This window comes from Rhodococcus sp. WY5 (assembly GCF_018588185.1).
Lineage (GTDB): Bacteria > Actinomycetota > Actinomycetes > Mycobacteriales > Mycobacteriaceae > Rhodococcus_F > Rhodococcus_F qingshengii.
Genome location: NZ_JAAMPR010000001.1, coordinates 321,135 through 339,582, shown reverse-complemented (window position 1 = coordinate 339,582; position 18,448 = coordinate 321,135). Strand labels below are relative to the sequence as shown.

Below are 18,448 nucleotides of genomic sequence, written 5' to 3'. Positions count from 1 at the left end.
TCGAGGTCTCCTTCGATGCGGTGCTCGGTCCGTGTTCTGTTGTCGCCAAAGAGGTTTGACCTCTCACGTTTTGAAGGTGGTGTTCGCCGGCCTGGGTTGCTGCCCGGGGTCGATCGAGGGCGGCGGGATGAACCAGGGTTTGTTGTCGACTCCTATTCGGATTTCCCATTTCCCGACGAACCCTGATTTTCGGTGCATCAGTCGGTGGTGTGAACGGCACAGCAGGACCAGGTTGTTCATCACCGTCGGGCCACCGTTGGCCCAGTGCCGGATATGGTGCGCATCCGTCCAGGCGGGCACGCATGTGCAGCCCGGGAAGGCGCAGCCTCTGTCGCGGGCAATCAACGCAGTCCGTTGTTCGGCGTTGACCAACCTCTTTCCTGGTTTCGCATCCAAGGGCGCGCCGTGATTGTCGAGCAGGACGGTGGAGAGGAAGCAGTCACACCCGAGGAGTCTGGTCTGCGATACGGACAGTGGTCCGAGCCAGGGCATGTGCCCGACATCGAGATCCGACGCAGACGTTTCACCATCAGCAGTGGAGGGTGTTGCGGCGCAGTCCCGATGCTCAGCGAGATCCCGGGCGTTGATGTGCACGTTCACGTGCGGGCGTTGGCCGCCGTCGGTTCCGGTTTTGGCGCAGTCGAGGTAGCGGCGGATCAGTTCGGTGAACCCGTCCGCGGTGCGTTTTGCCGCCGACCGGGCGTCGGGGGTTCCGTCCGGTGCCGGGGTGGGCATCGTCAGATTCGACAACGCCGAGAGCAGCATTTCGCCGGTGAGGGCGTCGAAATCGCCGCGCACCACCACCCGACCGTTCAATGTCGACGCGATCCGCAACTCATTGAGATCGACATCCTCGGCGGGTGGAATCTCATCCGATTCGAACAACCGCTCCAAGGTCGCGATCACGTTCCGCACCTTCGTGGTCGTCGCCTCCACCCCGGACGCGGCAGCCAACAACAAATCGATACAGCGAGGGAGCGCTTCCTCCGGCATGCCTTTCGGTGGTGATTCACAGAACGCCACGATCAACACGGCATGATCGAACGAGCAATCCCCGCCATCGAACCGAGCCGCGACCGCCGGAAACGGCCGCAAAGCGGCACCCAGCGCGGCGATCTTCTTCCCGTCCCGAACCTGCAGCATCGTGTTGGCCGCCAACCACGAACCGACCCCGCGGCTGGCGATCACCTGATCATCCGGGCGCATCGAGAGTTCGTCGACCACCGCCACCCGCACAGCTTCGAGACGAAGAATCTCCGCGCTCGCCGACACCGCAGCAGCGCGCAACTCGGCAGCAGTCAACTGCCACAGGCGTCCACGTAACCCCACCGCAGAACCTGACACCACATCCGACAACAAGACGCTCATTGAATCCCCCGATCCCCTCCCCAAATCATACTCGAACATGCGTTCGAGTCAAGAGGTGCTTTTGGGCTCGCTCTAGGATCGCTGGATGTTCACGTTGACTACGGAACGCCTTGTTCTTCGAGATTTCACTGCCGCGGATGAAGGTGCCGTCCATCAGTACGCATCCGACCCTGCCGTCTGTAGATATGTTGATTGGGGGCCGAACACCCCTGCGGTGACCAGGGCGTTCCTGGCTGACGCTGCACTAGAAGCTGCGCTCGTCGAACGTCGAACGTTCACCCTGGCCATCACGTCGAAGGCTGACGGAACGGTCATCGGTTCGGTAGCTGTGTGGGAAGTATCCGCCGCGCACCGGCGGGCGGAACTCGGTTTTGTCGTGAACCCGAAGTTCCAAGGGCGAGGCTATGCGTCGGAGGCGGGGCGTGCGGTCCTGGGACTCGCCTTCGCTCGCCTTCGCTCGCCTGGGAGCACAGCGAGTGCAGGCAACGTGTCGTCCGGAGAATTCGGCGTCGGCGTCGGTGCTCACCAAAATCGGAATGGAGGAGGAGGGGCGAATGAGGGCACACATGGTGATCCGGGGGACCGCGGTGGATTCGCTGCTTTTTGCTGCAACACGACCCGCCGCCGTACAGCCAGAGATCACGTCATCTCACTTCGCGTGACCTTCCCGGGCCCTGGTGCGATACTCGAACCATGTTCGAGGATGCCTTGCTCATCGACGCGGCCGGCCGGCCCACTATGCAGCATCACCAGGCCTTTTCTCGGGACTGGGACCGCATCAAGGAGTGGTCCGACAACATCTACATGCCGTATACGGTCACGCCGATCGGAAGTCGGTTGAAGCCGGCTTCGGACATGTACTCCGCGGCAGTCGGCAAGATCGACGTCACCAGATTCTGTTACGGGATTCCGGTCTCCGTCGGTGAATGTTCGCCTGAGGCCGGAAACATTCTGGTTCTGACGACTATCAGAGGCAACGGTCGACATGCCCTCGGCGGAGGAACTGCGGTGAATACTGCCGTGGGGGAGACCTTTGTCGCCGACTGTAGCCGGACCGACTACTTCGTCGAATTCGACGAAGATCATCTGCAGCTGAATCTCACTGTGCCGCATCAGCTTGTCGCCGATCACGCCATGCAATGGTTCGGGTCGTTTCCCGACGACCGTCTGTGGCGGCACAAGTGCACCATTGGCGGGCGGGGCTCGAGTTGGCTGGCATTGATGGACTACGTCGTTCGCGCAATTGCAGAGTCGCCTGAGGCGATGTCGAGCGAAAGGCTGGGTGCCAGGGTTCAAGAACTCATCGCGGCTCAGCTTCTCGACGAGTGGGCGACGCAGGCCGGGTTGCAACTCGGCGTCGACGTCGCCTCCGCCGAACCGGCCTACGTGCGATCGGCAGAGGAGTACATCGATACGTTTGCTCGCTCGGTGCCGACGGCGTCGGAGGTCGCGGCTGCGGTGGGTGTCAGTGTCCGGGCGCTCACTGCGGGATTTCGACGGTACCGAGACACCACGCCGGGGCAACGATTGCGCGCGCGTCGGCTGGAGGGGGTACGCAGCGAACTGTTGCGTTCCGACGGGAGAACCGTTTCGGAGATCGCAAACGCCTGGGGCTACGTCAATCTGGGCATGTTTGCGGCCGCCTACCGGAAACGGTTCGGAGAGTTGCCTTCCGAGACTCGGAACCCACTCTGAGGGCAGTTGTTTGAATGGTCATGACGATCGGTTTACGCACTCGATGAACTGCCGTGATCCGTTGTTTCGTGTCGGAGCGTTCTGCAAGGATTGAAATCGAACGTGACAGCAATCCCACGAGCTAGGAGTACGTCATGGCAACTCGACTCAATCCGTACATCAGCTTCAACGGCAATGCCCGTGAGGCGTTGGAGTTCTACAAAGAAATCTTCGGTGGCACGCTGGCGCTGAGCACGTTCGGTGAGTTCGGCAATCCCGGTGAAGGCGGCGACAAGATCATGCACGGAATGCTCGAAACCGATCAGGGATACACCCTGATGGGTGCCGACACTCCGCCCGGCATGCCGTACAACCCCGGCGACAACATCACGGTCAGCCTCAGCGGCGACGACGGCGATGTGCTGCGCGGGTACTGGGAGCAACTGTCGGGAACAGGTACGGTCAGCGTTCCGCTCGAGAAGCAGATGTGGGGCGACGAATTCGGCGCCTGTACAGACAAATTCGGTATTTCCTGGCTGGTGAATATCGGAGCGCCCCAGAGCTGACTCCAGACTCTGCCCGGTTCTGCCGAAACGAGACAGTTTTCCTGCCGTTTCGAGGCAGAGCCGGGTGTGTGATCGCCGTTACATTCTGTTCGACAAGACAAGTTGCAAGTCGGATGGAGAAATGCAGTGACGATCGAAGATATTGCGCGGAAGCCCCTTTCGAAGCAGCACCTCGACGACGTGCTGGCGCGAGCAACTCAGCGGGCTGACCGAGTCCCGGGTGTCGTCGCGATGATCACGGATCGAGAAGGCAACATCTACGAGGGTGCAGCCGGTGAGCGGGCTCTCGGTCACGGCGAACCGATGACCCTCGATACAACCTTTGCGCTCTTCTCCACCACCAAGGCGATTACCGGTACCGCTGTCCTGCAATGTGTGGAGGAGGGGTTGCTCGATCTCGATGCACCTGCAGCGACCTATGTTCCCGACATCGGTGAGCTGAAGGTCCTGGACGGTTTCGACGCCGGCGGAAACCCCGTTCTTCGGGAACCCAAGCGTGACATCACCACTCGCATGCTGCTCCTTCACACTGCAGGGTTCGGCTACGACTTCTTCAACGAGTCGTACAACCGGCTCTCGCAGGAACATGGGCAGCCCAGCGTGATCACGTGTAGCAAAGCGGCGCTCACGACACCGCTGCTCTTCGACCCGGGTGAGAAGTGGGAGTACGGCACCAACATCGACTGGGCCGGACAGGTCGTCGAGTCGATTCGAGGTCATCGACTCGGCGATGTCATGCGTGAGCGCATCTTCGAACCTCTCGAGATGGCCGATACGGCATTCACGATGAGCCCGTCGATGAAGGATCGACTTGCGCCGATCCATCAGCGTGAGAGCGACGGAAGCCTCACTCCGCTCATCGGATTCGAGCTTCCGGCCGAACCCGAGGTGCACATGGGTGGTCACGGTTTGCACGGCACTGTCGGCGACTACATGAAGTTCATTCGTATGTGGCTCAACGACGGCGCGGGCACATCCGGTCGCGTGTTGTCGCCGGAGACGGTAGCTGCAGCCGTTCAGAACGGGCTCGAAGGCCAGCACGTGGGGTTGTTGCCCGGAGTTCTCCCGACGCTGTCCAACGATGCGGAATTCTTCCCCGGTGTACCCAAGGGATGGGCATACTCCTTCATGACAAATGAAGAGGTGGCACCCACCGGTAGGCCGGCCGGATCGCTGGCTTGGGCGGGTCTTGCCAACCTCTATTACTGGATCGACCGGCAGACCGGCGTCGGCGGGTTCTGGGCAACGCAGATTCTGCCGTTCGCGGACCCTGGATCCATCAACGGATACCTGGAATTCGAGACCGCCGTTTACCAGTAACCGGCTGGATTCCCGCTGTCCGGGATCGACTGTTTCTTTCGGGCGGGTTCGGAGTACGCATGCAGTACAGCGCACGCTTGCATACGACGAACTAGGAGACGGCATGAACAGCCTCGAAGGCAGCTTCGAAGGAAAAGTTGCACTGATCACCGGCGCCGCACGCGGTCAGGGGCGCGCCCACGCTGTCGCATTCGCGGAGCGTGGCGCGGACATCGTGATCTGCGACCGGTGCGAGAACAGTGATGTCGTCGCCTACCCCCTCGCAAACGAGGAGGATCTGAAGGAAACCGTTCGTTTGGTGGAAGCCACCGGTCGTCGGTGCATTGCCGTCAAGGCAGACACTGCTGATCGCGACGCAATGGACGCGCTCGTTGCCCGCGCTGAAGCCGAGTTCGGCCGTGTCGACATCGCCGTCGCGAATGCCGGTGTGTCCGTGCCCGCTCCGATCACGTCGATGACGTCGGCGCAGTGGAACGAAGTCATCTCGTCGAACCTGACCGGTGTGTTCAACACCGTTGCGGCCGTGTCAGGTGGAATGGCGGAACGTGGTTACGGTCGCATCATCACGATTTCCTCGATGATGGGTCGCTCCGGTGGCACCCAGATGGCTGCGTACGGCGCCTCCAAGTGGGGCGTCATCGGTTTGACGAAGAGTGTGTCGCTCGAACTGGCAAACTCGGGTGTGACCGTGAATGCTATTGCACCGGGCAACATCTCGACGCCGATGATTCACAACGACATGATGTACGCGATGATGCGGCCTGACCTCGAATCGCCGACGGCAGACGACGTCGAACCCGTGTACGCGACTCTGCATGCGCAGCCGGTCGGTTGGCTGGATCCCTTCGAGATCACGCGAGTAGTCCTGTTCCTCGCCGCCGACGCGAGTGCCCACATGAGTGGCATCGTGGTTCCTGTCGACGCCGGAGTCGCCGCTCGCTCGAACGCTTGACGGACAAGACCGTTCGCGCGAAAGCGCGGACCGGGTGGGTCGTCGGCGTCCTGAGTCTGAGCGGCGTGGTGGTCGCGCTGCAACAGACCTTGGTGGTGCCGGTGCTGCCCGAGTTCGCGACGGCATCGGGAGTATCGTCGGCCACCGCTTCGTGGCTGGTGACCTCGACATTGCTGACCGGTGCCGTCGCGACCCCTCTCATCGGCAGACTCGCCGACATGTTCGGAAAGCGCGCGATGATGCTCGTCTGCCTTGCCGTGATGATCGTCGGCTGCATGGTTGCTGCGCTCAGCCAGAGTTTCTGGTTACTGATCCTCGGGCGCTCGTTGCAGGGGTTCGCTACGGCACTTCTGCCCGTCGGAATCAGCATCATGCGAGATGTCCTTCCTCCGGAAAAGCTCAGTGGTGCAGTAGCTCTCATGAGTGCGACGTTGGGGATCGGCGGCATGTTCGGAATGCCGATGGCTGGGGTGATCTCGGCGCACTGGGGACTACCCGCGCTTTTCTGGGTCACTGGTGGATTCGGGGTCGTACTGATAGTCGTCTTGCCTCTGGTGGTGCCGGAATCGGATGTGAAGAGTCGCGGACGCTTCGACTTTCTGGGGGCCACGGTCCTCACACTCGCTATGACTGCACTGCTGCTGGCCGTTTCGAAAGGAACCGAATGGGGCTGGGCAAGCCCCGAGGTTCTGGTTCTGATCGCGTCCGGCGTGGTCTTGCTCTGTGGATGGATTCCGTGGGAATTGCACACGCCGGCACCGCTGGTCGACCTGCGGACTTCCCTTCGTGCTCCGATTTTGGTCTCGAACGTCTGCGCAGTCTTGCTCGGGTTTGCCATGTTCATCAGCGCGTTGGCGGCAACTCAGGAACTTCAGTCGCCCGTCGCGTCGGCGGACGGTCTCGGACTCTCAGCCGCCGAAGCCGGACTGGCGATGATGCCGGGCGGAGTTCTGATGATCGGATTGGCGCCGGTGTCGTCGAAGGTGACGAGGCGATGGGGAGCGAAGGCCACGTTGGCCTCAGGAGCGATCGTCATCGCAATCGGATACGTCTTGCGTGTGCTGTTGACGCCGACGCTGGTCAATATCGTGATCGGCGCTGCCGTGGTGTCCGCCGGTGTTGCATTTTCCCTGGCAGCCATGCCGACGCTGATCACCGAATCGGCACCGATCCGTCAGACTGCGTCGGCCAACGGATTCAACAGCTTGCTCCGCTCGGTCGGTACCTCCACCGGAAGCGCTGTTGCGGCTGCGGTATTGGCCGGTTCGACGGTGGTGATCGGTGCGAGCACTGTGCCGACACTGCATTCGTTCGCGGTTTTGTACTGGATCGGAGCGGGCGTATCAGCACTGGCCGCCGCGGTGACGTTGGCAGTGAAGGTGGAGCGGACGGGGGCGGTCTCGCGGCCCGAGCTACCAATTGCAGCCGAAACCGATCTTCGTCGTCACCGTTATCTCCGACTGGAATCGACCAGGTACTCGAGATTCTGGTTGTACGGTGTGGCCGTTACCGCCGCGTGCGAACTCACCCGAGACACCTCGGTAGTGCCGCGAACGACAGAGGCCTTGATGGAACCTACTTTCAACGGGGCGATGCAGCTGCTCATCCCGGCCGGGGCATTGCAGGTGGTGATCGTGGTTCCAACAGTCACTTTGACGACTGCGGGAGCGGTCAGGAAGGTGAGAACCTCGACGGTATCGCGAGCGGGGGATGACCATTGGCGCAGTGTCATAGGGGCAGCAGAGCGATTGACGGGGACCGCGGAGACCGACTGATTGCGGTAGACGAGATACGCGGTGTCGCGAACAATCGCGGGTGAGGCGCCGGTGCGGAAGCTGTACAACCCGTAGGAACTCATGTCGAGTAACGCGCGCCCATGGCCGGCGCTGGGTGCGAACGACGTTCCCTCGCTGTAGTCGTTCCAGGTGACGAGCTGTACCCATTCGCTGTTGGACGCAATCGCAATCTGCCACATGTTCTGCAGATTTTGTGAATTCTGTGCCTCGTCGTAGATCGACTGACTCGGACGAACATCTTGGAAGGCGACTGGTTGCATCCATATCTTTCCCAAGGAGTGAGCGGCAGCGGCAAGTCCCATCGGAGAGTTCGGGTTCGATCCCGAGAGCGGATTTCCTGCCGGATTGCGGTTACCCCAATTCGACATCCCGTAGCTGATCGATGCAAAAGAATTCCGGTTGGCTGCTGCGTCGAGGAAAACCGGAACAAATGCCACATTTATTCCGTAAGAATTTTTCATAATAGTGATGAACTCCGACCACCAGCCCGCAGTCTTGTTTTCGGCAAGAAATGGCGAGATCACTAGTCGTCCGTCGTTCAATTTGAACGATGATGCCATGGTCGAATACGGTTTCATCTCTGCTGCCATTTGAGCTGCGGTCATGTTTTTGAACGCGCCGTTCATATCAGGCATGAGCATGATCTTGAAATTCGGATCGACTGCTGCGGCCGCTTTGATCAGGGCGGTGGGCACGGTGGAACCCCACCAACTGGTGTCGGTTGCCTTGGCGATGATGTCGACGGAGAATCCGTCGATGCCCGCGGCGATTGCCGAACGAACTTCGTTTTCGAGGTCGCGTTGGCGCCACTGCGTATCGGCGATGGGTTGCCGCGGTGTCGGCCGATCGCGGAGGAATCCTCCGTAGCGAACGTGTTTGTTGTTCTCGCCGTTGACCGTAAGATATTGTGTCGCATAGTAATCGCCAGACGGATTCGCATTGTCGATCGAAACCGGATAGGGCGGGAAGTAGTGAGCGAAAACCAACTTTCCGTTCAGTGCCGACTTGGGTGGAATGTCGAAGGGCAGCGCTGCAGATTCAGGATTCGCCGAGAACGAGGCCGGCGTGTACGTCGACGCGGAGCGTGGTTGTGTGTTGTACGCGGCGATCAGTGCGGCCGCGACAATCACGGCCAGGGTGAAGCAGATGGTCTCGAAGGAATATTTCGCCGTTTTTCGGATCCACGGAGTTCGGATGTATCGAGTTCTGATACTCATGGCACAGTCAGCCTTTCTCGATCCCCCGAAGTGTGAGTCTTCCCCGCGTGCACTGAATCGGTGATTCAATTCTTTTCGGCCTCTGTCTGATTTGTAATTCGAGATTCGACACCATAAGTCAACTGTCACCGGCCCGAGTGTCACTTGCTGTACGAGTGTAACGCTGCCGCGTTCATCATGAATACCTGAAAGCGGTCTTTGTTCAAGAATTTCGGGTTTTTCTTTCCTGTATATATCCGTCGAAAGGTCGGTGAAATTTATCGGCTGTATTGGACAGGACTGGGACGTGTGGTCTGTTCCGTACCTCGTGGCCGAAAGGCACCGGCGAAACCAGGGAGGTGATTGCAGCCGGGCAACTGACGAAATTTCCTGGAATGTGTCGGCCTCCTGGGTCACACTGGGGAACGGACTACCGACGGATTACCGATGCGGGAGGGCTCATGACCGAAGCGATTGTGGCCGAGGGGCTGGTCAAGAAGTACGGCGACGTCACGGCATTGGACGGCATCGACCTGGAAGTGCGCGAGGGTTCGGTGATGGCTCTGTTGGGCCCCAACGGCGCCGGAAAAACCACTGCGGTAAGGATATTCACGACGCTGCTCATTCCCGACGGTGGACGCGCCAAGGTTGCCGGGCTGGACGTGGTCGAGGATGCGCGGGCGTTGCGATCCAAGATCGGTGCTTCGGGTCAGTACGCCGCGGTCGACGAGTACCTGACGGGCTACGAGAATCTGGACATGGTCGGGCGGCTGTATCACCTCGGCGCCCGAAGCAGTAAGGCCCGAGCGCGTGAATTGCTCGAGCAGTTCGATCTCGTCGAGGCTGGAGATCGGCCGGTCAAGGGCTATTCCGGTGGAATGCGGCGACGTCTGGATCTCGCCGGCGCATTGGTTGCTCGGCCACAGGTGTTGTTTCTCGACGAGCCGACCACCGGCCTCGATCCTCGGGCGCGACTCGGTCTCTGGGACGTCATCGAAGGGTTGGTGGCTCAGGGGACCACGCTGTTGCTCACGACGCAATACATGGAGGAAGCCGAGAGGTTGGCCGACCAGATCGCCGTCATCGACCGCGGCTCGGTCATCGCGCGCGGTACTGCAGATCAGTTGAAGGCGCGGGTCGGGGGTGAGCGCATTGAACTGAGTGTGCACGAGGTCGAGCATCTCGACATCGTCCGCGAGGAATTGCGCTCGCTTGCCGTGGGGGACATTCAGGTTCAAGAGAATGTCCGTCGCGTCACCGTTCCTGTCGACGACGGCACCGACGCGTTGGTCGCGGCGCTGAATCTTCTGTCGGCACGAGGCATCCGCGTATTCGACGTCGGCCTGCGCCGGCCCACTCTCGACGATGTCTTCCTCACACTGACCGGGCACCAGGCTGAACTGGAGGATCAGAAATGACCGTGCAGATGGCGCTCGAAGACGGTTTGACCATCGCCAGGCGAAACTTGATCAAGATCAAGCGCGTTCCGGACCTGTTGGTGTTCACCACTTTGTCGCCGATCATGTTCGTGCTCTTGTTCGCGTATGTGTTCGGCAGTGCGATCTCGGTCCCGGGCACGTCGTATCGAGAATTCCTGATCGCCGGAATCTTCACGCAGACGGTCATATTCGGTGCTACCTGGACTGGTTTGGGGATGGTCGAAGACATTCAGAAAGGAATCATCGACAGATTTCGATCGCTGCCCATGGCTCCGTCTGCCGTGCTGACCGGCCGAACATCGAGTGACGTGTTGATCAACGTCATCAGTTTGGTGGTCATGTCGTTGACCGGTCTTCTGGTCGGGTGGCGGATTCACTCCAGTTTCCTCGAAGCGGTGGCGGGTTATGCGCTGCTTCTGTTCTTCGCGTACGCGTTGTCGTGGGTCATGGCTGTTGTCGGGCTTTGGATCCGGACACCGGAGGTATTCAACAACGCGAGCTTCATCGTCATCTTTCCGCTGTCGTTCATCGCGAACACTTTTGTCGAGACCACCAATCTTCCCGGCCCGCTCAAAGTGATCGCCGAATGGAATCCGGTGTCGGCGGTTACTCAGGCGGTGCGTGAATTGTTCGGCAATACCAATCCTGCGATGACGGTTCCGGATGCGTGGCCGCTGCAGAATCCGGTCATCGCGTCGTTGTTGTGGACTTTCGGTTTGCTGATCGTCTTCGTGCCGTTCGCTATTCGTCGGTATCAGAAGGCAGTCAGCCGCTGACCTGGTGATTCCGGCCGGTAGGGTGGATATGTGCCGGAGCCCGAACGCATCGACAAACGCAGCCTGAGATACGCCGGGCGACGTGAGGAGTTGCTCGACGCGCTGACCCGCTACGTCATCGACAACGGTGTCGGGGAATTGACGGTGAGGCAGCTCGCCAAGGCCGTGGGTGTGTCGCATGCGTCGTTGCTCAACCATTTCGATAGCAAGGAGAATCTGCTCTCCGAGGTCATCGAGAACATGCGTGGTGAGTCCATTCCGATTGCGGTGCCGATGAAACCGGGGGTCGATCCGGCGACAGTGCTGACTGCGTGGTGGACCGAACGTACGACGCCGGAGGTCCTGCCGCGGTTCCGGGTGATGGTCGAGATCTACGCCCTCGCGCTCGGCGACCGCGACCGCTACGGGCGGTTCCTGGACCGTTTTGTGGGCGATTGGATCGAGGCACTGGAAGCCGGTCTACGACAAGCGGGTTGCCCCGAGGACGATGTTGCCTCTGTCGCTACTCTGTTGCTCTCGCAAATGCGGGGTCTGTCGATGGATCTTCTGGCCACCGGGGACCGGGCCCGCGTCGATCGCGCGTTCGGGCTTTTTGTCGACGGCTTTGCCGCCCGCGCTCGGGAGTGGTCCACGCCAGGATCCGATCGCCTTCAACGCTGACCGATCACCACGGTCGACGCGGTCTCGCTGTAGGTTGCTACCCGAGTGAGAAACCCTCCCCGAGTGAATGTTTCAACAGTCATTTCGACCTGCTCCGTACTCGTCTCGACGAGAAGACAGCCACCAGGTCGTAGCCACGGCGCGGCGTCCGCGATGATGCGACGCTGCAGGTCCAGTCCGTCGGTACCGCCGTCCAACGAGACCAGCGGTTCGTGAAGACGGGCTTCGGGCGGCATCAGCCTGATCGATTCGGTGGGGACGTAAGGTGCATTGGCGACGACGACATCCACGCGACCGAGTAATTTCGTCGGCAGTGGTCCGAATAAATCGCCCTCGAGTACACGCTCGGGCGGTGTGATGTTTCGGCGAGCGCACCGCACTGCGGCCGGTTCCACGTCTACCGCGTACAAATCGACGGCGTCGAGCGTCGACTGCAGGACAGCACCGACAGCTCCTGAGCCGCAACACATGTCGACGACGACGCTTCCTGTGGTGACAAGTGAGCAGGCCTGCCGGGCGAGGAACTCGGTGCGCCGGCGTGGGACGAAGACTCCGGAGTCGATGTGAATGCGCAAGCCGCAGAACTCGGCCCATCCGAGGACGGGCTCGAGTGGTTCGCCGGCAACTCGTCGGTCGACCATCGCGTCGAGTTCATCGCGAGAGCGTGCGGTGTGAAGAAGTAGGCGAGCCTCGTCTTCGGCGAAGACGCAACCTGCTGCTCGGAGGATCGCGGCCACCGACTTCTGCTGCGAAGCAGGGAAGGTCGGGAGATCAGGTGCTGACATGAGAGAGCCTTTCGGCCTCCTGATCTCGCGGGGGACCTGCACGTATCGAACACCGCCACCCTACCCGAGCAGGCGTGTCACGACGGTCGATGCGGAGCGGGAATTTAGGTTGACCAAATGGTAAGGCTGTTCTATGGTCTGAACTCGATCAGCTGATGTGGGGCCGATCACCACATATGCATCGTCACCGCAATCGGTAGGAGAAGTACGTGAGTAAGCGACTGTGTAGGACGCTCGTCGGACTGAGTGCGAGTGCGTTGGTGGCGTTGACAGTTGCGGCGCCGGCCGGAGCGGAACCGAACGATGCTCCGGGTGCTGTCGTGAGTCAGGAGTTGCTCGGTCCCGACCGGGTGATCCCGGGTGCCGTGAGCGCAACGAAGGTGACGTACTGGTCGACGGGCCCGAAGGATGCGCCGATGACGAGTACCGGTGTGGTGTATCGCCCAGAGGGAGCTCCGCCCGAGGGTGGTTGGCCGATCATCTCCTACGCGCACGGGACGGTGGGTGTCGCGGATCAGTGTGCGCCGAGCAGCAGTGTTCCACTCGAACGGACCGCGACGCATCTGGGTCACTGGCTGGAGCAGGGATACGCGGTCGTGACCACCGACTACGTGGGGCTCGGAACACCCGGTGTTCACCCGTATCTCGACGGTCGTTCCGCTGCACACAGCGTTGTGGACATGGTGCGTGCCGCTCGTGCGGTCGACGACGACCTGTCGAGCGCATGGGTTGCGATGGGGCAGTCGCAGGGCGGGCAGGCGACTATGTTCACCGCTTCGCTTGCCACTGCTTACGCGCCGGAGTTGGACTACCGCGGCGCTGTCGCCACTGGTGTCCCCTCGAACATCGAGAATCTTCTACCGCTCGGTGGTCCGGCTTTCCCGGCGCTTCCGCTCAAGGGTTCGACGGTCTACATCGCGAACGTTCTTGATGGACTGCGTGCTTCGCGGCCGGATATCGACATCGACTCGTATCTGACCCCGCTCGGCAAGACCATCCTCGACGACGTCGAGAACAACATGTGCTACACCGAGGCGCGCACGAAGTACGGCACCGTCACGCTCGGGCAGGTGCTGACGAAGTCGCTGGACAATCCAGTATTCATGGAGGCTGCGCGTGACCTGCTCACTGTGCCGACCGCAGGATACGACCGCCCGTTCTTCATCGGTCAGGGGTTGTCGGACATCGATGTTCCGGCACCGCTGACACTGAAGTTCGCGGCCGACCTTACTGCCAACGGTGTCGACTTTGCATTCCATACCTATCCCACTGATCATCTGGGAACCGTTCCGGCTTCGGTTCCAGACAGTACCCCGTTTGTCGCGGCACTGTTCTCTGGTCAACGGCCATGCACCGGAAGCCTCTGCTGACCAACACCTTTCAGGCGGAACCAACTCCGCGCAGATAGATGTCGATCGGGATCCGAAGTTGCCGAACGGTTTCGGAGGAGCGGGGATCTCGGCTACGCGCTCCGAGGCAGTAGTCGAAGATCAAGCCCTCCAGAAGGCTCAGAAAATTTGCGGCGGCGACGTCAGGATCGTCAACGCCAACGATGTCGAAGACAGGCCTTGCCTTCTCCCGTGAAAACAGGCTGTCTTCGAGGAGTTGGTGCAATGCCGAATCTCGGGGAGTTTCCAAGAGCAGTGCATATCTCGCGATCAATTCGTGTCTGCGGTGCGAGAGAAGATCATCGAGATACTCGGCCGTCAGGGCAGCAGGATCGCTGGGCCTCTCGCGGAGTTCGTCGAATATCGAACGTGACCGGTGCACGATGTGCAATGCGGTTGCTTCGAGTAGTGCCTCGCGAGTGCGGAAATAGTACGACGTCGAACCGGCAGGAAGTTCCAGGGACTGATCAACCGCCCGATGGGTGAGTGCACGCGGGCCCTGCTCGGCGATGATCGTGACGGCGGATGCCGCGATGAGGGCTCTGCGATCAGGCTTCATGTCGTTCCTTGTTGTCGATGTTGCATGCTGCCGGAGTTGAATGTTGCAGATGGTGCGTCGTGAGGGTCACATTGACTCGATTTGCCTTCGATCACTAGCCTCGACTCTACAGACGTAGAGGAGTCTTATGCTACTGGACGAAGAGCAGTTGGCGGCACGCGAAGCCCTCGACGCACTGCAGGCCCGGATCTCGGGCGGTGAGGTCGGGGGTGGGATCTATCTCTGGGGTAGCGTCGGCCGCGGGAAGACGATGCTCATGGACGAGTTCTACGACAGGCTCCCGGTCGGCAAGCGGCGCATTCACTTTCATCGGTTCTTTGCAGATCTGCACTCTCGGGCGCATGAACTCGGCTCGATGGGCGTGGCACTGGATCACGTCGTCGATGGAATCCGCGTGCTCTGTTTCGACGAGTTCCACATCGACGACGTCGCCGACGCCATGTTCATGGCAAGGGTTCTCGACACAATCGTCGCGAAAGGCGTGACTGTTGTCGTCACGTCCAATGTTCCGCCGACCGATCTTCTTCCCAATCCGCTTTTTCACGAGCAGTTCGTTCCGTCGATCGAGTTGATCGAACGGACTCTCGAGGTGATCGAGTTGGGTGGCTCCGTCGACTATCGGACGGCGGGACAGCCAGGTGCCGGGGACTACCGTTTTGCGACAGGGGAATTCCTCGTCGGCTCGGGAATTACGCGGCCTTCGGGCGAAAGTGTCGAATTGACGATAGGCACACGCACATTGGAGTGCTCGGCGATTCGAGACGGTGTCGTCTGGTTCGATTTCGAGGTGCTGTGCGCTGGTTCGACCGCGGCTGCCGATTATCTCGCGCTCGCCGCCCGCTTCGACGACTGGGTGATCTTCGGAGTGCCGGTGCTCGCCGAGGCGTCGGAATTTGCCCTTCGCCGTTTCGCGAATGTCGTCGATGTTCTCTATGACGTCGATGCGCGGCTGACGATCTACGCCGACGCTTACGTCGAAGAAGTGGCAGGCAGCCTCCGGGACGTGCCGGGGTTGGCGCGCCTCTACAGTCGTCTGTCGCTACTGGCGAGGTCGGCGGTGGGCAGCATCAGTTGAGGAGCAGCGTCAATTCCAGGTGAGATCGCCGGTCGCGGCGCTGGGCGTGAGTCCGAACATGCTGTGGCAGATCCGGTTGAGATGGGCGCTGTCGGTGAAGCCGGCCTCGTGGGCACTGGTTGTCAGGCTTGCGCCACCGCTCATCACTTCCATGGCGCGTCGTAGCCGCAACCAACGAATGTAGGTCGAAAAACTCATCTGCAGTTGATCGTTGAAGATTCTTCCCAATCGGCCGGGCGAGATGGAGACCAGCGCGGCGGTGTCCGTCATCGTTATCGGCCCCGAAAGTCGCTCGGGCAGTATCGTCAGAGCATGCTCGAGTGCAGGGTGAAGAGCGCGTACGCTCGACGGCTGTCTACTTTCGGACAGTGAATCGATCAGCCTCGCTGCGTATTCCAGATCCGAATCAGCGCCACGGTCCGTCATCGCTACTGCGGTCCGCCCACGGTCCGACCAGTCGGCCACACCACCGTGCTCGGATACAGGCGGCCTGATGCGCCGGCCCATCCCCGTGGTGGAGTCCACGTAGATCGCTCGTCCCCGCGCACCCTCGGAGGCGGATAACGCGTGGACCGCCCCGGATGGAATGACCACGGACCGCACGACTTCACTGTGGCCGTCCCCGTCCGTGACCGTGACGTCCCCGTCGTCGACGATCATGATCTGAACAGCGGCATGCGAATGCATGTGCGCGGATCCCACTGCGCCGGTGAACATGAGAATTCCGGGCTCCATGTGGACGGCGCCGGACCAGGTCATGTCGGAAATCATAGTGACGACCCTGACAGAGCTCGGGGTCCGGTCATCCTCCGGTAGGACCGCACTCGGTTCGAAGATCGTGCGCTGGGCCGATGTGCTGGCGAGGGGGTTCACGAGAAGGTGGAATCATGAACAACGCACAAGCACCCGCAGTCCTGTCGGTCCACGCGCTGGGCAAGTCGTACGGCGACGTTCCAGTGCTCCGAGGTGTATCGCTGGAAGTGCGCGCCGGTACTGCTACGGCCATCATGGGTCCTTCAGGGTCGGGCAAGTCGACTCTGCTGCATTGCATGTCAGGAATCGTCAAGCCCGACTCGGGAGCAATCCTGCTGAGCGGCAGGCATATCGAGAACCTCGGTGAGAACGACCGCAGCCGCCTCCGACGCGAGTCGTACGGATTCGTTTTTCAATCGGGCCAACTGTTGCCGGAGCTTCCGGCGATCGAGAACGTCGCTTTGCCCTTGGTGCTCAACGGGTTGTCCATCGCCGAAGCCAAGCGGACGGCGCACGGCTTCTTTGCGCCATTGGGACTGGACGGGCTGCAGGACCGTCGCCCGGGTCAGATGTCGGGTGGGCAGTCGCAACGTGTGGCGATTGCGCGAGCGTTGGTGACCAAACCCGCCGTTCTCTTCGCAGACGAGCCGACCGGTGCCCTCGACGCGCAGACGAGTTGGGAAGTGATGAGGGTGTTGCGTGATTCGGCTCAACAGATCGGTTCTGCGTTGGTCGTCGTCACTCACGATGCCGAAGTCGCTCGGTGGTGTGATCGCACGATGATGATGCAGGCCGGTTCGCTCGTCGGGACACAGGTGGCGGCATGAAGGCCACAGCGCGCGTTGCATTGATGACGGTGCGAGGTGAAGGCCGAAAGGCCCTGAGTACCTTCGCGCTTCCCGTAACGGCCTTTGCCGCCTCGACGACGTTGTTGCTGACGGTGCTCGGCGGCTACGGTGCATTTGCGGGCAGATCGAGCGAACCCGAAGCCGAGGCGTACCTAGCACTCGCAGGGGTTGCTTCGGTGTTGATGATCGTTCCAGCCGTCACTCTCGGCCTGGCGGCGGCCCGCTTGGGCGCGCGCCGTCGCGACGAACGACTTGCCTCGCTGCGACTCATCGGATCCACCCCTCGCCAGATCGTTGCGCTGTGCGCTGCGGAATCGGGTATCCAGGGCTTGGCCGGTGCGTTGATCGGTGTGGTGGGATACCTCCTCGCGTTGCCGCTCGTAGCTCTCTTGAGATTTCAAGGTCGGACATTCGAGTGGAGTGAGCTTTGGGTAGGCGCACTTCCGCTGGTGGGCATCGTATTCGGAATGACCATCCTGGCTGCTTTGACGTCGATGCTCGGGATGCGCCAGGTGTTCGTGAGCCCGTTGGGCGTCACGGCGGGCAATCCCAGCGCCGCACCGAAGATGATCTTCGCGGTGGCTGGGGTGGGGGTTCTTGTGGGATGGAGTGCATTCGGGGGCTCCGCGGCAAGCATCGCGGCAATCCTGGTGGGCCTTGGTCTCTGCTTCGGCGTTGTTGCGTTGGTCGGTCCGTTCGTCATTTCGCTGCTTGGACGGATCATGCTCAAATGCGCCAAAGACGGTGCTTCGCTGATTGCGGCGCGTCGGGTCTTGGACAATCCGAAGGCTGTGTGGCGCACGGTCAGCGGTGTGACGATGGCCAGCTTTGTTGCCGCAGGCACATCTCTCCTCGCCGCGATAGGCAACGGGGAAGGGCAGGATTTGCAGCCAGGGCAGGAGTTCCTGTTCGCGGACATGAGAACCGGGGTGTTGTTCACTCTCGGAGCAACATTCACGTTGGCGGCAATCTCGTCTGCGCTCACCCAGGTATCCGGGATCCTCGACAACCGTGAGCTGTATCGGAGTCTGACTCTGGCCGGTACACCTGTCGAGGTGATGGACAGCGCCCGCATGCGGCACGTTCGCACTCCCGTGGTGGTGATGGCACTGGCCGGTGCCGGCGCTGCACTGCTGTTCCTCTTCCCACTGGCAGGGGCAGCCGTATTGACCACTCCGATGGCGCTGGTTCAGTTGGGCGTCACCCTGGCTGTGGGGATCGCGTTGGTGTTGGCCAGTGCGTTTGCAGCCAAGCCCGTCATGCGACGGGTACTCGCGGGCTGAATCTCCGCCC

The 18,448-nt window shown here is 61.0% G+C and carries 17 protein-coding genes and 2 pseudogenes; 14 read left to right on the top strand and 5 right to left on the bottom strand.

What is annotated here, in order from left to right; all coding sequences use genetic code 11:
* Nucleotides 1-63 precede the first annotated feature (63 nt).
* Complete coding sequence (locus G4D79_RS01510; RefSeq protein WP_099697068.1) at nucleotides 64-1,368, bottom strand: HNH endonuclease signature motif containing protein; 1,305 nt, start codon at nucleotides 1,366-1,368, stop codon at nucleotides 64-66.
* An 85-nt stretch (nucleotides 1,369-1,453) separates the two neighbouring features.
* Between G4D79_RS01510 and G4D79_RS35385 the strand changes: the two are divergent.
* The 7 genes and pseudogenes from G4D79_RS35385 to G4D79_RS01480 all read left to right on the top strand — a co-directional run.
* Nucleotides 1,454-1,783 (top strand): annotated as a pseudogene (locus G4D79_RS35385) (GNAT family N-acetyltransferase); the annotation flags it as partial.
* Nucleotides 1,773-2,030, top strand: a complete 258-nt coding sequence (locus G4D79_RS35380) for a GNAT family protein (protein WP_328590081.1) — start codon at nucleotides 1,773-1,775, stop codon at nucleotides 2,028-2,030. The pseudogene G4D79_RS35385 and the gene G4D79_RS35380, both read left to right, overlap by 11 nt.
* A gap of 31 nt (nucleotides 2,031-2,061) precedes the next feature.
* Complete coding sequence (locus tag G4D79_RS01500; protein WP_099697067.1) at nucleotides 2,062-3,063, top strand: AraC family transcriptional regulator; 1,002 nt, start codon at nucleotides 2,062-2,064, stop codon at nucleotides 3,061-3,063.
* 134 nt (nucleotides 3,064-3,197) lie between these two features.
* On the top strand, nucleotides 3,198-3,608 hold the full coding sequence (locus tag G4D79_RS01495; protein WP_047269632.1) for a VOC family protein: 411 nt from the start codon (nucleotides 3,198-3,200) through the stop codon (nucleotides 3,606-3,608).
* 180 nt (nucleotides 3,609-3,788) lie between these two features.
* Nucleotides 3,789-4,928, top strand: coding sequence for a serine hydrolase (locus G4D79_RS01490; protein ID WP_180279557.1), 1,140 nt, complete (start codon nucleotides 3,789-3,791; stop codon nucleotides 4,926-4,928).
* Between the two features lie 103 nt (nucleotides 4,929-5,031).
* Entirely contained in the window at nucleotides 5,032-5,880 is an 849-nt protein-coding gene (locus tag G4D79_RS01485) for a mycofactocin-coupled SDR family oxidoreductase (protein WP_003945658.1), read from the top strand.
* A pseudogene (locus G4D79_RS01480) lies at nucleotides 5,877-7,103 on the top strand (MFS transporter); the annotation flags it as partial. The gene G4D79_RS01485 and the pseudogene G4D79_RS01480, both read left to right, overlap by 4 nt.
* Nucleotides 7,104-7,330: 227 nt before the next feature.
* Here G4D79_RS01480 and G4D79_RS01475 read toward each other — a convergent pair.
* A complete protein-coding gene (locus tag G4D79_RS01475) occupies nucleotides 7,331-8,893 on the bottom strand; it encodes a glycoside hydrolase family 71 protein (protein WP_099697066.1) in 1,563 nt (520 codons plus the stop codon).
* Nucleotides 8,894-9,333: 440 nt separating this feature from the next.
* On the opposite strand from G4D79_RS01475, the gene G4D79_RS01470 reads away from it, so the two are divergent.
* Genes G4D79_RS01470 through G4D79_RS01460 form a run of 3 tightly spaced genes read left to right on the top strand, consistent with a single transcriptional unit; the run spans nucleotide 9,334 to nucleotide 11,747 of the window.
* Nucleotides 9,334-10,290 (top strand): daunorubicin resistance protein DrrA family ABC transporter ATP-binding protein, encoded by a 957-nt coding sequence (locus G4D79_RS01470; RefSeq protein ID WP_003945489.1) that lies wholly within the window; start codon nucleotides 9,334-9,336, stop codon nucleotides 10,288-10,290.
* On the top strand, nucleotides 10,287-11,087 hold the full coding sequence (locus G4D79_RS01465; RefSeq protein ID WP_003945537.1) for an ABC transporter permease: 801 nt from the start codon (nucleotides 10,287-10,289) through the stop codon (nucleotides 11,085-11,087). The genes G4D79_RS01470 and G4D79_RS01465 overlap by 4 nt, the downstream gene beginning before the upstream one ends.
* Before the next feature lie 30 nt (nucleotides 11,088-11,117).
* The gene (locus G4D79_RS01460; RefSeq protein ID WP_003945703.1) at nucleotides 11,118-11,747 is read left to right on the top strand and encodes a TetR/AcrR family transcriptional regulator; all 630 of its coding nucleotides are present in this window, start codon (nucleotides 11,118-11,120) and stop codon (nucleotides 11,745-11,747) included.
* Here G4D79_RS01460 and G4D79_RS01455 read toward each other — a convergent pair.
* Nucleotides 11,738-12,532 (bottom strand): putative protein N(5)-glutamine methyltransferase, encoded by a 795-nt coding sequence (locus tag G4D79_RS01455; protein ID WP_063315043.1) that lies wholly within the window; start codon nucleotides 12,530-12,532, stop codon nucleotides 11,738-11,740. The genes G4D79_RS01460 and G4D79_RS01455 overlap by 10 nt on opposite strands.
* A gap of 209 nt (nucleotides 12,533-12,741) precedes the next feature.
* Here G4D79_RS01455 and G4D79_RS01450 point away from each other — a divergent pair, with 209 nt between their 5' ends.
* Nucleotides 12,742-13,902: a lipase family protein gene (locus G4D79_RS01450; protein WP_063315042.1), complete on the top strand. Its 1,161-nt coding sequence runs from the start codon at nucleotides 12,742-12,744 to the stop codon at nucleotides 13,900-13,902.
* Nucleotides 13,903-13,912: 10 nt separating this feature from the next.
* Here the strand turns inward: G4D79_RS01450 and G4D79_RS01445 are convergent, their stop codons facing one another.
* Nucleotides 13,913-14,479 (bottom strand): TetR/AcrR family transcriptional regulator, encoded by a 567-nt coding sequence (locus G4D79_RS01445; RefSeq protein WP_063315041.1) that lies wholly within the window; start codon nucleotides 14,477-14,479, stop codon nucleotides 13,913-13,915.
* A gap of 127 nt (nucleotides 14,480-14,606) precedes the next feature.
* On the opposite strand from G4D79_RS01445, the gene zapE reads away from it, so the two are divergent.
* Nucleotides 14,607-15,554 (top strand): cell division protein ZapE, encoded by a 948-nt coding sequence (zapE, locus tag G4D79_RS01440; RefSeq protein ID WP_063315040.1) that lies wholly within the window; start codon nucleotides 14,607-14,609, stop codon nucleotides 15,552-15,554.
* Between the two features lie 9 nt (nucleotides 15,555-15,563).
* On the opposite strand, the gene G4D79_RS01435 is transcribed toward zapE, so the two are convergent.
* Nucleotides 15,564-16,313, bottom strand: a complete 750-nt coding sequence (locus G4D79_RS01435; RefSeq protein WP_063315161.1) for an AraC family transcriptional regulator — start codon at nucleotides 16,311-16,313, stop codon at nucleotides 15,564-15,566.
* A 128-nt stretch (nucleotides 16,314-16,441) separates the two neighbouring features.
* On the opposite strand from G4D79_RS01435, the gene G4D79_RS01430 reads away from it, so the two are divergent.
* Both G4D79_RS01430 and G4D79_RS01425 read left to right on the top strand, forming a co-directional pair.
* The gene (locus G4D79_RS01430; protein ID WP_020906134.1) at nucleotides 16,442-17,134 is read left to right on the top strand and encodes an ABC transporter ATP-binding protein; all 693 of its coding nucleotides are present in this window, start codon (nucleotides 16,442-16,444) and stop codon (nucleotides 17,132-17,134) included.
* Nucleotides 17,131-18,438, top strand: coding sequence for an FtsX-like permease family protein (locus G4D79_RS01425; RefSeq protein WP_054188044.1), 1,308 nt, complete (start codon nucleotides 17,131-17,133; stop codon nucleotides 18,436-18,438). The genes G4D79_RS01430 and G4D79_RS01425 overlap by 4 nt, the downstream gene beginning before the upstream one ends.
* Nucleotides 18,439-18,448: the final 10 nt, after the last annotated feature.

What these genes read in the sequence shown, in the direction of transcription:
- G4D79_RS01510 (WP_099697068.1), bottom strand. Translation starts at nt 1,368, where the DNA reads ATGAGCGTCTTGTTGTCGGATGTGGTGTCAGGTTCTGCGGTGGGGTTA.
- G4D79_RS35380 (WP_328590081.1), top strand. Translation starts at nt 1,773, where the DNA reads ATGCGTCGGAGGCGGGGCGTGCGGTCCTGGGACTCGCCTTCGCTCGCC.
- G4D79_RS01500 (WP_099697067.1), top strand. Translation starts at nt 2,062, where the DNA reads ATGTTCGAGGATGCCTTGCTCATCGACGCGGCCGGCCGGCCCACTATG.
- G4D79_RS01495 (WP_047269632.1), top strand. Translation starts at nt 3,198, where the DNA reads ATGGCAACTCGACTCAATCCGTACATCAGCTTCAACGGCAATGCCCGT.
- G4D79_RS01485 (WP_003945658.1), top strand. Translation starts at nt 5,032, where the DNA reads ATGAACAGCCTCGAAGGCAGCTTCGAAGGAAAAGTTGCACTGATCACC.
- G4D79_RS01475 (WP_099697066.1), bottom strand. Translation starts at nt 8,893, where the DNA reads ATGAGTATCAGAACTCGATACATCCGAACTCCGTGGATCCGAAAAACG.
- G4D79_RS01470 (WP_003945489.1), top strand. Translation starts at nt 9,334, where the DNA reads ATGACCGAAGCGATTGTGGCCGAGGGGCTGGTCAAGAAGTACGGCGAC.
- G4D79_RS01465 (WP_003945537.1), top strand. Translation starts at nt 10,287, where the DNA reads ATGACCGTGCAGATGGCGCTCGAAGACGGTTTGACCATCGCCAGGCGA.
- G4D79_RS01455 (WP_063315043.1), bottom strand. Translation starts at nt 12,532, where the DNA reads ATGTCAGCACCTGATCTCCCGACCTTCCCTGCTTCGCAGCAGAAGTCG.
- G4D79_RS01445 (WP_063315041.1), bottom strand. Translation starts at nt 14,479, where the DNA reads ATGAAGCCTGATCGCAGAGCCCTCATCGCGGCATCCGCCGTCACGATC.
- zapE (WP_063315040.1), top strand. Translation starts at nt 14,607, where the DNA reads ATGCTACTGGACGAAGAGCAGTTGGCGGCACGCGAAGCCCTCGACGCA.
- G4D79_RS01435 (WP_063315161.1), bottom strand. Translation starts at nt 16,313, where the DNA reads ATGACCTGGTCCGGCGCCGTCCACATGGAGCCCGGAATTCTCATGTTC.
- G4D79_RS01430 (WP_020906134.1), top strand. Translation starts at nt 16,442, where the DNA reads ATGAACAACGCACAAGCACCCGCAGTCCTGTCGGTCCACGCGCTGGGC.
- G4D79_RS01425 (WP_054188044.1), top strand. Translation starts at nt 17,131, where the DNA reads ATGAAGGCCACAGCGCGCGTTGCATTGATGACGGTGCGAGGTGAAGGC.